We start from the raw sequence: 13360 nt of genomic DNA on the forward strand, positions 1-13360 counted from the left end.
GGGTTGGAGCAGCTTGAGGCGGGAGCTGGAGGCGGGTGGTTCTTGCGGGGCGAACTCGTGGTCGGCGGAGGCTAGTTGGGGCGGCTCGGGGTGGAGACGGCGGTCGGGTGCGGGTGGCCCCTGTGGGGCGGAATCGCCTTCGGCGGCTGCGGGTGGTTCGTGCGAGGCGCGTTCGCCGTCGGCGGCTGCGGGCCGGAGCGGCTCAGGCCGGAGTGGGACGTTGGGTGCGGGTAGCCCCTGCCCGGCGAACTCGCTGGCAGTGACCGCAGGTTCAATCCGTTGCGCCTTCGGCGCCAGCCCGTTGCCCTCGCTCTCCTCGCGTCTCACAGCCGCACCTCGTCCTCATCCGCAGCCAGCACGTACTCCCCTTGGCGACCCCACTTGCCGCCCTCTCCCGGAACCAACAACTCGGCGATGTCCAGCACATGGTGGCCGGCCATCGCCGGCAGGCAGCTCCCCCTCGCCGGGCCGATTGCCGACGCCCAGTCGGGCGGGATCGAGGACGCGCCCCGGGTCGCGCCTGCCAGGGCGCCCGCCACCGCAGCCGTCGTGTCCGCGTCCCGCCCCATGTTCACCGCCGTGAGGACCGACTCCGTGAAGTCGCCGTCCGCCGCGGCGTATGCGCCGAAGGCGAGGGCCACCGCCTCGGGGGCCAGGTCGGTCCACGGGTAGCCGCCGATGACCACCGCGGAGCGGACCGCTCGCTCGCCTCGGTGGGCCACCGCCACCGCTCGGCGTAGGGAGCGGGCCGTCCAGGAGTCGTCGGGGACTACCGCCAGGGCAGACGCCACCACCGCGATCGTCGGCGCTCCCGCCATCGCCGCCGCCACGCCCGCCGCGACTGCCTGGCCACCGTAGATGCCCTCGCCGTCGTGGCTCACCGAGCCGTCGATCGCGACGAGACGGGCCGCTTCCGCCGGGCGGCCCGCCGCGAAGACGCCGAAGGGGGCCGCGCGCATGGCCAGGCCGTCGCTCCAGGCGTGGCGGTGTTGTGCCGAGATGGGGGCCGCCAGGCCTCGGCGGAGGTTCTCCAGGGTGCCGCGTTCGCTGAAGCCCGCTCCCCGGAACGGGCCCTCGTCGCGGTCCGCGATCCACTCGTGCCACGCCGCCTCCACATGGGTCGGCGTGAGGGCCGAGCCGTGACGGGCCAGGAGGAGGCCGGAGAAGATCGCGTACTCCGTGTCGTCCGTGCCGGCCGGGTTCTCCGCGACGTAGCCCGTGATGCGGCCCCAACGGGCGCGGATCTCCGAGGGCTTCATGTTCTCCGCCGGTGCGCCGAGGGCGTCTCCCACCGCCAGGCCGAGCAGCGCGCCGCGCGCCCGTTCGCGGAGTTCGGTGGCGTTCTTGGGCGCCGGGACCGGGGGAATGCAGGCGATCGATGCCATAAGCGGCCTCTCCTACGGGGTTCCCTCAGGGCGCCTCAGGGCGCGGAACCCTTTGCGGATGTCTCCCACGGGAGGCCTTCGGCAGAGCCTGACGGAGCGCGGCGTCACCCGGTCGACATCTGATCGGCCACTGTCACGTATGAGCGTTCGAGGGTAAAGGTGCAGGTTAGCCCAGCCTTTCCTTGCTGGAGGGCGGGAAATGAAAGGCGTATGTTGAGTGTTGTCGAAGAGTAGAACTTGTCTAAAGTTAGCCTCACCTTAGCTACCTGTCAGCTTTCCGTCAGCTGACTCTCAGCCTCCTGGGGGATCACCGCATGGCCATCATCGAGACCGAAGCGACGCTCCACGAGGCGCACCGCGACAACCACACCCACCGTGATGTGAACGGCGGCTGGCTGCGCCCCGCGGTGTTCGGCGCGATGGACGGTCTCGTCTCCAACCTCGCCCTGATGACCGGTGTCGTCGGTGGTGCCGTCAGTCATCAGACCGTCGTCATCACCGGGCTGGCCGGGCTCGCCGCCGGTGCCTTCTCCATGGCGGCCGGTGAGTACACCTCCGTCGCCTCCCAGCGCGAGCTGGTCGAGGCCGAGCTGGAGGTCGAGCGGCGCGAGCTGCGCAAGCACCCCGAGGATGAGGAAGGGGAGCTCGCCTCGCTGTACGTGTCCCGTGGGGTCGAGCCTGCGCTTGCCCGTGAAGTCGCCCGGCAGTTGTCCCGTGATCCCGAGCAAGCCCTGGAGATACATGCCCGCGAGGAGCTGGGCATCGACCCCGGGGATCTGCCCTCGCCGCTCGTCGCCGCCGTGTCGTCCTTCGGGGCGTTCGCGCTGGGCGCGCTGCTTCCCGTACTGCCGTTCCTGCTCGGGGCGACCGCGCTCTGGCCGGCGCTGCTGCTCGCGCTCGTCGGGTTGTTCGGGTGCGGTGCGGTGGTGGCCCGGGTGACCGCTCGGACCTGGTGGTTCAGCGGGCTGCGGCAGCTCGCGCTGGGCGGTGCGGCGGCCGGTGTGACGTACGCCCTGGGCACCTTGTTCGGAACGGTCGTAGGATAGCTCGACGCGCACTTATGCGCTGGGTCGCATAAGTAGCCGTTACTCGCTGGTTTCGAACGCTTAACCACTGGGCATGAGCCGTAAGCGCTGTGGGCAATGACGCCCGCTGCGCACCCGCGGGATGGGCTACGACGCTCCCTCTGCCCTGGACCGACGGACATCGATCTGTCCGCTTTGGTCCCCTTCACCTTCACCGCTTGTGCGGTGCACCGCCGCGACCCCGCGGCGTCCGCATGTTGGAACGGAGTATCCGGTTCCCGAGAACCGTTCCATCATGTAACCTGCACGAAATTTTGCGCTAACTCGCAGAGGGCCAACGTCGTCCCTATGCCCATGCATATGCCACGACGACGACGGGAGAGCCGATGCGTACGCCGCGCCAGCCGTCCCAGCACACCGCGAATGGCCAGAACTGGTCCTTCATGGATGCTCGCCCTGCCGCGCAGGGTATGTACGACCCCCGCAACGAGCACGACGCCTGTGGCGTCGGCTTCGTGGCCACCCTCACCGGCGAGGCGAGCCACGCGCTGGTCGACCAGGCGCTCACGGTGCTGCGCAACCTGGAGCACCGCGGTGCGACGGGTGCCGAGCCCGACTCCGGCGACGGCGCGGGCATCCTGTCCCAGGTGCCGGACGCCTTCTTCCGCGAGGTGGCCGGATTCGACCTTCCCGCCGCCGGTGGATACGCGGTCGGCATCGCCTTCCTGCCCGAGGACGGCGCCGACGCGACCGTCTCACAGGTCGAGACGATCGCCGTAGAGGAAGGCCTCACGGTTCTCGGGTGGCGCGAGGTTCCCACCGCGCCCGAACTCCTCGGCGCCACGGCCCGCTCCACCATGCCGCTGTTCCGTCAGCTCTTCGTGAGCGACGGGCAGAGCCAGGGCATCGACCTCGACCGCAAGGCCTTCGCGCTGCGCAAGCGCGCCGAGCGCGAGGCCGGCGTCTACTTCCCGTCGCTCTCCGCGCGGACCATCGTCTACAAGGGCATGCTCACCACGGGTCAGCTGGAGCCCTTCTTCCCGGACCTGTCCGACCGGCGCTTCGCCTCCGCGATCTCGCTCGTGCACTCCCGGTTCTCCACCAACACCTTCCCGTCGTGGCCGCTCGCCCACCCGTACCGCTTCGTCGCGCACAACGGCGAGATCAACACGGTCAAGGGCAACCGCAACTGGATGGCGGCCCGCGAGTCCCAGATCGCCTCCGACCTCTTCGGCGACCAGGACAAGATCGACCGGATCTTCCCGATCTGTACGCCCGAGGCCTCCGACTCCGCGTCCTTCGACGAGGTGCTCGAACTCCTGCACTTGGGCGGGCGTTCGCTGCCGCACTCCGTGCTGATGATGATCCCGGAGGCGTGGGAGAACCACGACTCCATGGACCCGGCCCGCCGCGCCTTCTACCAGTTCCACGCCACGATGATGGAACCCTGGGACGGCCCGGCCTGCGTCACCTTCACCGACGGCACCCAGGTCGGCGCGGTCCTCGACCGCAACGGCCTGCGCCCCGGCCGCTACTGGGTCACCGACGAGGGCCTCGTCGTCCTCGGCTCCGAGGTCGGCGTCCTCGACATCGACCCCGCGAAGGTCGTCCGCAAGGGCCGCCTCCAGCCCGGCCGCATGTTCCTCGTGGACACCGCCGAGCACCGCATCATCGAGGACGACGAGATCAAGGCCGGCCTCGCCGCCGAGAAGCCGTACGCCGACTGGCTCGAAGCCGGTGAGATCGAGCTGTCCGACCTGCCCGAGCGTGAGCACATCGTGCACACCCACGCCTCGGTCACCCGCCGCCAGCAGACCTTCGGCTACACCGAGGAAGAGCTGCGCGTCATCCTCGCGCCGATGGCCAAGGCCGGTGCCGAGCCGATCGGTTCGATGGGCACCGACTCGCCGATCGCCGCGCTGTCCGCCCGCCCGCGGCTGCTCTTCGACTACTTCACCCAGCTGTTCGCGCAGGTCACCAACCCGCCGCTGGACGCGATCAGGGAAGAGCTCGTGACCTCCCTGCGCTCGTCCCTCGGCCCGGCGAGCAACCTGCTGGAGCCGACGGCCGCGTCCTGTCGTAGCGTCACCCTGCCCTTCCCGGTGATCGACAACGACGAGCTGGCCAAGCTCATCCACATCAACGCCGACGGCGACATGCCCGGCATGAAGGCCGCGACCCTCTCCGGCCTGTACCGGGTCTCCGGCGGCGGCGACGCCCTCGCCGCCCGCCTCGCCGAGATCTGCACCGAGGCCGACGCCGCGATCGAGAACGGCGCTCGCCTGATCGTCCTCTCGGACCGGCACTCGGACGCCGAGCACGCGCCGATCCCGTCGCTGCTGCTCACCGCCGCCGTCCACCACCACCTCATCCGCACCAAGCAGCGCACCCAGGTGGGCCTGCTGGTGGAGGCCGGTGACGTCCGCGAGGTCCACCACGTCGCCCTGCTCATCGGCTTCGGCGCCGCGGCCGTCAACCCGTACCTGGCGATGGAGTCCGTCGAGGACCTCGTCCGCGCGGGCACCTTCCTCACCGACATCGAGGCCGAGCAGGCCATCCGCAACCTGATCTACGCGCTCGGCAAGGGCGTCCTCAAGGTCATGTCGAAGATGGGCATCTCGACCGTCGCCTCCTACCGGGGCGCCCAGGTCTTCGAAGCGGTCGGCCTGGACGAGCAGTTCGTCAACAGCTACTTCAGCGGTACGGCCACCAAGATCGGCGGCGTCGGCATCGACGTCATCGCCCAGGAGGTCGCCGCCCGCCACGCGAAGGCATACCCGGCGAGCGGCATCGCGCCCGCGCACCGCGCCCTCGACATAGGCGGCGAGTACCAGTGGCGCCGCGAGGGCGAGCCGCACCTGTTCGACCCGGAGACGGTCTTCCGCCTCCAGCACTCGACGCGCACCAACCGCTACGACATCTTCAAGAAGTACACGGACCGCGTGAACGAGCAGTCCGAGCGGCTGATGACCCTGCGCGGCCTCTTCGGCTTCAAGTCGGACCGCCCCTCGATCTCCATCGACGAGGTCGAGCCCGTCTCCGAGATCGTCAAGCGCTTCTCCACCGGCGCCATGTCGTACGGCTCCATCTCCCTGGAGGCGCACGAGACCCTCGCCATCGCCATGAACCAGCTGGGCGGCAAGTCCAACACCGGTGAGGGCGGCGAGGACGCGGACCGGCTCTACGACCCGGCCCGCCGCAGCGCCATCAAGCAGGTCGCCTCCGGCCGCTTCGGCGTCACCTCCGAGTACCTGGTCAACGCGGACGACATCCAGATCAAGATGGCCCAGGGCGCCAAGCCCGGCGAGGGCGGCCAGCTGCCCGGCCACAAGGTCTACCCGTGGGTCGCCAAGACGCGGCACTCGACGCCGGGTGTCGGGCTCATCTCGCCGCCGCCGCACCACGACATCTACTCCATCGAGGACCTCGCCCAGCTGATCCACGACCTGAAGAACGCGAACCCGCAGGCGCGGATCCACGTGAAGCTGGTCTCCGAGGTCGGTGTCGGCACGGTCGCCGCGGGTGTGTCGAAGGCGCACGCGGACGTCGTGCTCATCTCCGGCCACGACGGCGGTACGGGTGCTTCACCTCTTACGTCTTTGAAGCACGCCGGTGGACCTTGGGAGTTGGGCCTCGCCGAGACCCAGCAGACGCTCCTTTTGAACGGCCTGCGCGACCGGATCGTCGTCCAGACCGACGGTCAACTCAAGACCGGCCGTGACGTCGTCATCGCCGCGCTGCTCGGCGCCGAGGAGTTCGGTTTCGCGACCGCGCCGCTCGTCGTCTCCGGCTGCGTCATGATGCGCGTCTGCCACCTGGACACCTGCCCGGTCGGCATCGCCACCCAGAACCCGGTGCTGCGCGACCGGTTCGCCGGCAAGGCCGAATACGTCGTGAACTTCTTCCAGTTCATCGCCGAAGAGGTCCGCGAGATCCTCGCCGAGCTGGGCTTCCGCACCATCGAGGAGGCCGTCGGCCAGGCCGGCACGCTCGACGTCGAGCGCGCGGTGGACCACTGGAAGGCGCAGGGCCTCGACCTCGCCCCCCTCTTCTACGTCCCCGAACTCCCGGACGGCGCGGCCCTCCACCAGGTCATCAAGCAGGACCACGGCCTGGAGAAGGCGCTCGACAACGAGCTGATCAAGCTCGCCGCCGACGCCCTGGCCGCGTCCAGCGCCACCGACGCCCAGCCGGTGCGCGCGCAGGTCGCGATCCGCAACATCAACCGCACGGTCGGCACGATGCTCGGCCACGAGGTGACGAAGAAGTTCGGCGGCGCGGGTCTGCCCGACGACACCATCGACATCACCTTCACCGGCAGCGCGGGCCAGTCCTTCGGCGCCTTCCTCCCGCGCGGTGTCACGCTGCGCCTGGAGGGCGACGCCAACGACTATGTCGGCAAGGGCCTTTCGGGCGGCCGGGTCATCGTCCGTCCCGACCGGGGCGCCGACCACCTCGCCGAGTTCTCCACCATCGCGGGCAACACCATCGCCTACGGCGCGACCGGCGGCGAGCTGTTCCTGCGCGGTCGTACGGGCGAGCGGTTCTGTGTCCGCAACTCCGGTGCCACGGTGGTCTCCGAGGGTGTGGGTGACCACGGCTGCGAGTACATGACCGGCGGCCGGGCGGTCGTGCTCGGCGAGACCGGCCGCAACTTCGCGGCGGGCATGTCCGGCGGCATCGCCTACGTCATCGACCTGAACCCCGACAACGTCAACGTCGGAAACGCGGGCGCCGTCGAGGAGTTGGACGACACCGACAAGCAGTGGCTGCACGACGTGGTGCGCCGGCACGCCGAGGAGACCGCCTCGACGGTCGCCGAGAAGCTGCTCGCCGAGTGGGCCGTGTCCGTGGACCGCTTCAGCAAGATCATCCCCAGTGCCTACAAGGCAGTGCTCGCCGCCAAGGACGCCGCCGAGCGAGCGGGTCTCTCCGAGACCGAGATCACCGAGAAGATGATGGAGGCGGCGATCAATGGCTGACCCGAAGGGCTTTCTGAACCACGGGCGCGAGGTCGCCAAGTCCCGTCCCGTGGACGTCCGTCTGAAGGACTGGAACGAGGTCTACGTCCCCGGTTCGCTGCTGCCGATCATCAGCAAGCAGGCCAGCCGGTGCATGGACTGCGGCATCCCGTTCTGCCACAACGGCTGTCCGCTGGGGAACCTGATCCCCGAGTGGAACGACTACGCCTACCGCGAGGACTGGACGGCCGCCTCCGAGCGCCTCCACGCGACGAACAACTTCCCCGAGTTCACCGGGCGGTTGTGCCCCGCGCCGTGCGAGGCGGCCTGTGTGCTGGGCATCAACCAGCCGCCGGTCACCATCAAGAACGTCGAGGTCTCCATCATCGACAAGGCGTGGGAGACCGGCGACGTGGCCCCGCAGGCCCCCGAGCGCCTCTCCGGCAAGACCGTCGCGGTCATCGGCTCGGGCCCGGCGGGCCTCGCCGCCGCCCAGCAGCTCACCCGGGCCGGCCACACCGTCGCCGTCTACGAGCGCGCGGACCGCATCGGGGGCCTTCTCCGGTACGGCATCCCCGAGTTCAAGATGGAGAAGCGGCACATCAACCGCCGTATCGAGCAGATGCGCGCGGAGGGCACCCGCTTCCGCACCGGCATCGAGATCGGCCGCGACCTCAAGGCCACCGACCTCCGCAAGCGCTACGACGCGGTCGTCATCGCCGCCGGCTCCACCACCGCCCGTGATCTCCCCGTCCCCGGACGGGAGTTGACCGGCGTCTACCAGGCGATGGAGTACCTGCCCCTCTCGAACAAGGTCCAGGAAGGCGACTACGTCACCGCCCCGATCTCGGCCGAGGGCAAGCACGTCGTCGTCATCGGCGGCGGCGACACCGGCGCCGACTGCGTCGGTACGGCACACCGCCAAGGTGCCGCCTCCGTCACGCAGTTGGAGATCATGCCCCGCCCGGGCGACGAGCGGAACGCGGTCGCGCAGCCCTGGCCGACCTTCCCGATGCTCTACAAGGTGACGTCCGCGCACGAGGAGGGCGGTGAGCGGGTCTACTCCGTCAACACCACCCACTTCGAGGGCGACGAGGACGGCAACGTCCAGTGGCTGCACCTCGTCGAGGTCGAGTTCGTCGAGGGCAAGCTGACCCAGAAGCCGGGCACGGAGCGCAAGATCCCCGCCCAACTGGTCACGCTGGCCATGGGATTCACCGGCACCGACCGCGAGAACGGCCTCGTCGACCAGTTCGCCCTGGGCCTCGACGAGCGCGGCAACATCGCCCGCGACGCCGACTTCCAGACCAACGTCCCCGGCATCTTCGTCGCCGGTGACGCGGGCCGCGGCCAGTCCCTCATCGTCTGGGCGATCGCGGAGGGCCGCTCGGCCGCGCGCGGAGTCGACCGCTTCCTGACCGGCGTCAGCGAACTGCCTGCGCCGATCCGGCCGACGGACCGGGCGTTGATGGTCTGACGGTTCATCAAAAGACGTCCGCACAAAGACGTGCGGAGCACGAGACGGCGCCTGCCTTGTCCCCGACCGGACCCGGCAGGCGCCGCCGCATGTCCGGGACCGACTCCCGCTCCTCTACGGCACCTTGTACGTCTCCCCGTACACCTTCCACACCAGCGGCGTCCGCAGCTCCAGGTTCCCCTCCTCCAGGAACTTCTGCTGGGCCGTGTCGATGCGGGTGGTGTCGATGCCGGGGTGCTTGGCCCGCATGGTGGCGCGGCGGACGTCGAGGAAGGCGCTCAAGTAGGCCTCCTCGGAGCCGCCTTCGGCAGGGGGCTCGGCCTGCCGCATCGCGCGCTCCCGGATGCCGTAGAAGCCGTCCGTGCCCGGGCCGTGGAAGACGATCGCGTCGTAGTAGATGAACTGGCCGAGCGGACCCAGACCGTCGCGCTTGGCGGCGCCGACCGCCGGGTCGAAGTAGATGCGGTCGCGCTCCGCGTCCTGCGCCGCCTGGAAGGCCGGGACCTTCGCCTCGGTGCGCCAGGCGGCCGGGAAGCCGGGGTCGAGGCCCTCGTGGGAGTCCGTGCCGTCGACCTTGCGCAGGGCGGGGAGGTAGCGGGCGAGACCGTTGTCCGGGTGGGCGGCGGTGTAGCGCTCGACCAGGACGAGCAGGTCGTGGGTGCCGGTGCAGAAGCCGATGACGCCCGCGGTGTAGCCCTGTCCGTCGCCGATGTCCTGGATGTAGGCGTACGCGCTGCGCCAGTCGAGGGTGGAGTTCTCGGCGCTGGCCACCAGCTCCTGGGCGAGGTTCTTCATGGCCGGCGCGGCCAGGCCCTCGGGCGCTCTGCGCTGGGTCGCGGCCGAGGGCGCCCCGGGCCGCGGGTCGTCGTGGGCGGTGGACGAGGAGCCGTAGGCCGTCGCCGCGAGGACGACGGGTACGGCGGCGAGCATCAGGACGCCGGCGCGTTTCATGGGCCCAGCGTAGGTGTGGTTACGTCCCTTATTCCGGGGTTGGGGGGACATTGCTCTCGCGGCACCGGCGTGGCGTAATCTCGGCCTTTTCGCCGTGATCCGAAGGGAGCCCCTGTGGCCGCGATCTCGCTCAGCAAGGTCGAGGAGACCGCGCCCGCGCTGGTCAGCCTGTACAAGAGCGCCGGGGTCTCGCTGCGCAAGCACGGGCTGGACGGGCAGCGGGCGGCCGTCTATCTCGTGGTCGACTACTCGGGTTCCATGAGGCCGTACTACAAGGACGGCAGCGTGCAGGCGCTCGCCGACCGGGTGTTGGGCCTGTCGGCACACCTCGACGACGACGGGACCGTGCCGGTCGTCTTCTTCTCGACGGACATCGACACCGTCACGGACATCGCCCTCGACGACCACCAGGGGCGGATCGAGCGGATCGTCTCCGGGCTCGGACACATGGGGCTGACCAGCTACCACCTGGCCATGGACGCCGTCATCGACCACTATCTCGACAGCGGCGCGAAGGACCCGGCCTTCGTCGTCTTCCAGACCGACGGCGGCCCCAGCAACAGGGCCGCCGCGGAACGGTACTTGTGCAAGGCGGCGAGGCTTCCGCTGTTCTGGCAGTTCGTCGGATTCGGCAAGGCGCGGAGCAAGCAGTTCGAATTCCTGCGCAGGCTGGACGAGTTGGCGGTGCCGCAGAAGCGGGTGATCGACAACGCCGGTTTCTTCCCGGCCGGTTCGGATCCCCGGAAGATGTCCGACGACGAGCTGTACGACCGGCTGATGGGCGAGTTCCCGCAGTGGCTCGCGGCGGCCCGGGAGCGGGGGATCGTCCAGTGATCCGCGCCCTGCCCGCCTCGGCCCGAACCGCCGTGCCCTGGAAGAACGGTGGCGGTGTCACGCGGGAGATCGCCGCCTGGCCCGAGGGCGCGGGCATGGACGACTTCGGGTGGCGGGTGAGCCTCGCCGAGGTCGGGGCGGACGGGCCGTTCTCCGCCTTCCCCGATGTCGACCGCACCCTGACCGTCGTCGAGGGCGCCGGTATGGATCTGACGGTTGGCGGCGAACGGTGGCTGGTCAACACCCGTTACGAACCACGGGATTTCAGAGGCGACGTACCGACCGACTGCCGACTGCTGGACGGGCCGGTCGTCAACCTCAACGTCATGTGGCGCAGGGGCGCGGGCGCTACGACCCCCACGGTCGCCGTGGTCCGAGGGCGGCTGCCCCTGCGCGCGGGCACCCTGGTGGTGGCGCTCGACGGGGCCGCCGAGGTGGCCGGAACGACTCTCGGGCCGTACGACGCCGTGCAGTTGGGCGATGAGGAGGCGGTCCTGCACGCGCGGGGCCGTACCGCCGTGATCGGGCTGCCATTGCCCGCTGACGCACCGTTGGCTTAGCCCGGACCTCGTGACACCCTGTGGGGTGATCCGGACGGGGAGGGCGACGAACGTATGGACGGCGCACGAACGGTGAACGGCACGGCGGGCGGTGCACGGCCGGGCGAGGCCGGCAAAGGGGAGAAGCTCGCCGACTGGGCGGACGGGCGGCTCGGGCTGTACGCGATCGCCAAGTCCAATATGCGCAAGGTCTTCCCGGACCACTGGTCCTTCATGCTGGGCGAGATCTGCCTCTACAGCTTCCTCATCCTGATCCTCACCGGCGTCTATCTCACCCTGTTCTTCGAACCGAGCGGCGTCGAGGTCATTTACCACGGCTCGTACGCGCCGTTGAACGGCATCCCGATGACCCGGGCGTTCGAGTCCACCCTCGACATCAGCTTCGACGTGCGCGGGGGGCTGCTGATCCGGCAGATCCACCACTGGGCGGCCGTCGTCTTCATCGCCGGCATGCTCATCCACATGATGCGGGTGTTCTTCACCGGCGCGTTCCGCAAGCCGCGCGAGATCAACTGGGTGTTCGGCTGGACCCTGTTGTTCCTCGGCATCATCACCGGGCTGACCGGCTACTCGCTCCCCGACGACCTGCTGTCCGGCACCGGCATCCGCTTCGCGGACGGCGCCATCCTGTCCGTGCCGATCGTCGGCACGTACATGTCGATGTTCCTGTTCGGAGGCGAGTTCCCGGGGCACGACATCATCTCGCGGCTCTTCCCGGTCCATGTCCTGCTGCTGCCGGGGATCATGCTGGGCCTGGTGGTCGCGCACCTGATCCTGGTCTTTTACCACAAGCACACCATGTATCCCGGACCCGGACACAACCAGAAGTCCGTGGTCGGCATGCCGTTCCTGCCGGTCTACATGGCCAAGGCGGGCGGCTTCTTCTTCCTCGTCTTCGGCGTCCTCGCGATCATGGGCGGGATCGCCAGCATCAACCCCGTGTGGGCCTTCGGACCGTACCGGCCGGACCTGGTGACGACCGGCGCCCAGCCCGACTGGTATCTCGGCTTCTCCGAGGGGCTGATCCGGGTGATGCCGGGGTGGGAGCTCAACGCCTGGGGCCACACACTGGAGTTGGGTGTCTTCATCCCTTTCACGCTCTTCCCGCTGATCCTCGCCGCCATCGGCGCCTACCCCTTCATCGAGGCCTGGATCACCGGCGACAAACGCGAACACCACATCCTGGACCGGCCGCGCAACATGCCTGTGCGCACCGGTCTCGGGGTGGCCTGGCTGAGTCTGTACGCGGTGCTGCTGATCGGCGGCGGCAACGATGTCGTGGCCACGCATCTCGATCTCTCGATCAACGCGATCACCTGGTTCGTGCGGATCTCGTTCTTCGTGATGCCGGTGGCCGCGTTCATCGTCACCAAACGGGTCTGCATGGGACTCCAACGGCGGGACCGGGACAAGGTGTTGCACGGCCGCGAGTCCGGCCTCATCAAGATGCTGCCGCACGGCGAGTACGTCGAGGTCCACGAACCCCTCACCCCGGACGAGCGGTTCAGGCTCACCCAGCACGAACAGGAACCGGCGTACGCGATCGGCCCGCTCGTCGACGCGAACGGCGTCGAGCGGCAGGTCAAGGGCGGGCAGCGGGTGCGGGCCCGGCTGGCCAAGGCGATGTTCGGACCCGAGACCCACATCCCCAAGCCGACGCCGGAGGAGTACAAGGAACTCACGAGCGGCGACCACCACCACTGATGCCGCTGAGCACGGCGGCCCGGCATTCGCCCGGGCTGCCCCAACTCGCGCGCAGGGCACGGGCCTTGGTCAGCCACAGCGACAGGTCGTACTCCGCGGTGTAACCGATCGCGCCGTGCAGCTGAAGCGCCGTACGGGCGGTCCTGTACGCCGCCTCGCACGCCGTGACCTTGGCCGCGGCCACGTCCGACTCCGTCATGGTGAGCGCGGCACCGAAGACCATCGGGCGCGCGAACTCCAACGCGACCTTCGCATCGGCCAGTTGATGCTTGACCGCCTGGAACGAGCCGACGGGCACCCCGAATTGGGTCCGCTGCTTGACGTGGGCGACGGTCCTGTCGAGCAACGTGAGCCCGACACCGAGGGCTTGGGCGGCGGTGGCGAGGCGGGCCCAGGTGAGGGCGTGGGCGACGGCGGCGGTCACGTGCGGGCCGACAGCGAGGAGTTCACCGCCGGTGGGGGT

At 69.5% G+C, this 13360-nt stretch carries 9 protein-coding genes and 1 pseudogene; 6 read left to right on the plus strand and 4 right to left on the minus strand.

Going from position 1 to position 13360, the window contains the following annotated elements:
• Together AC31A1_RS32330 and AC31A1_RS32335 are read right to left on the minus strand one after the other, a co-directional pair.
• Nucleotides 1-327 (minus strand): annotated as a pseudogene (locus AC31A1_RS32330) (hypothetical protein); the annotation flags it as partial.
• Nucleotides 324-1385 (minus strand): ADP-ribosylglycohydrolase family protein, encoded by a 1062-nt coding sequence (locus AC31A1_RS32335; protein WP_489656729.1) that lies wholly within the window; start codon nt 1383-1385, stop codon nt 324-326. The pseudogene AC31A1_RS32330 and the gene AC31A1_RS32335, both read right to left, overlap by 4 nt.
• A gap of 314 nt (nt 1386-1699) precedes the next feature.
• Here AC31A1_RS32335 and AC31A1_RS32340 point away from each other — a divergent pair, with 314 nt between their 5' ends.
• From AC31A1_RS32340 to AC31A1_RS32350, 3 genes are all read left to right on the plus strand, one after another.
• Nucleotides 1700-2431, plus strand: coding sequence for a VIT1/CCC1 transporter family protein (locus tag AC31A1_RS32340; RefSeq protein ID WP_393753073.1), 732 nt, complete (start codon nt 1700-1702; stop codon nt 2429-2431).
• 365 nt (nt 2432-2796) lie between these two features.
• Entirely contained in the window at nt 2797-7392 is a 4596-nt protein-coding gene (gltB, locus tag AC31A1_RS32345; protein WP_489656730.1) for a glutamate synthase large subunit, read from the plus strand.
• Nucleotides 7385-8848, plus strand: coding sequence for a glutamate synthase subunit beta (locus AC31A1_RS32350; protein WP_489656731.1), 1464 nt, complete (start codon nt 7385-7387; stop codon nt 8846-8848). The genes gltB and AC31A1_RS32350 overlap by 8 nt, the downstream gene beginning before the upstream one ends.
• A 114-nt stretch (nt 8849-8962) precedes the next feature.
• On the opposite strand, the gene AC31A1_RS32355 is transcribed toward AC31A1_RS32350, so the two are convergent.
• Complete coding sequence (locus AC31A1_RS32355; protein WP_489656732.1) at nt 8963-9799, minus strand: chitosanase; 837 nt, start codon at nt 9797-9799, stop codon at nt 8963-8965.
• Nucleotides 9800-9913: 114 nt separating this feature from the next.
• On the opposite strand from AC31A1_RS32355, the gene AC31A1_RS32360 reads away from it, so the two are divergent.
• The 3 genes from AC31A1_RS32360 to qcrB are packed head-to-tail and all read left to right on the plus strand — an operon-like array spanning nt 9914 to nt 12897.
• Nucleotides 9914-10633, plus strand: coding sequence for a vWA domain-containing protein (locus tag AC31A1_RS32360; RefSeq protein ID WP_489656733.1), 720 nt, complete (start codon nt 9914-9916; stop codon nt 10631-10633).
• A complete protein-coding gene (locus AC31A1_RS32365) occupies nt 10630-11193 on the plus strand; it encodes a HutD/Ves family protein (RefSeq protein ID WP_489656734.1) in 564 nt (187 codons plus the stop codon). The genes AC31A1_RS32360 and AC31A1_RS32365 overlap by 4 nt, the downstream gene beginning before the upstream one ends.
• Before the next feature lie 54 nt (nt 11194-11247).
• A complete protein-coding gene (gene qcrB / locus AC31A1_RS32370; protein WP_489656735.1) occupies nt 11248-12897 on the plus strand; it encodes a cytochrome bc1 complex cytochrome b subunit in 1650 nt (549 codons plus the stop codon).
• Here qcrB and AC31A1_RS32375 read toward each other — a convergent pair.
• Nucleotides 12872-13360: acyl-CoA dehydrogenase family protein (locus AC31A1_RS32375; RefSeq protein ID WP_489656736.1), on the minus strand; the 489-nt coding region annotated here is incomplete at its 5' end. The two genes, qcrB and AC31A1_RS32375, sit on opposite strands and share 26 nt — an antisense overlap.

This window comes from Streptomyces sp. P5F9 (assembly GCF_057961495.1).

Excerpts from the sequence above, each read along its gene's own strand:
- AC31A1_RS32335 (WP_489656729.1), bottom strand. The coding sequence starts at position 1,385 with ATGGCATCGATCGCCTGCATTCCCCCGGTCCCGGCGCCCAAGAACGCC.
- AC31A1_RS32340 (WP_393753073.1), top strand. The coding sequence starts at position 1,700 with ATGGCCATCATCGAGACCGAAGCGACGCTCCACGAGGCGCACCGCGAC.
- gltB (WP_489656730.1), top strand. The coding sequence starts at position 2,797 with ATGCGTACGCCGCGCCAGCCGTCCCAGCACACCGCGAATGGCCAGAAC.
- AC31A1_RS32350 (WP_489656731.1), top strand. The coding sequence starts at position 7,385 with ATGGCTGACCCGAAGGGCTTTCTGAACCACGGGCGCGAGGTCGCCAAG.
- AC31A1_RS32355 (WP_489656732.1), bottom strand. The coding sequence starts at position 9,799 with ATGAAACGCGCCGGCGTCCTGATGCTCGCCGCCGTACCCGTCGTCCTC.
- qcrB (WP_489656735.1), top strand. The coding sequence starts at position 11,248 with ATGGACGGCGCACGAACGGTGAACGGCACGGCGGGCGGTGCACGGCCG.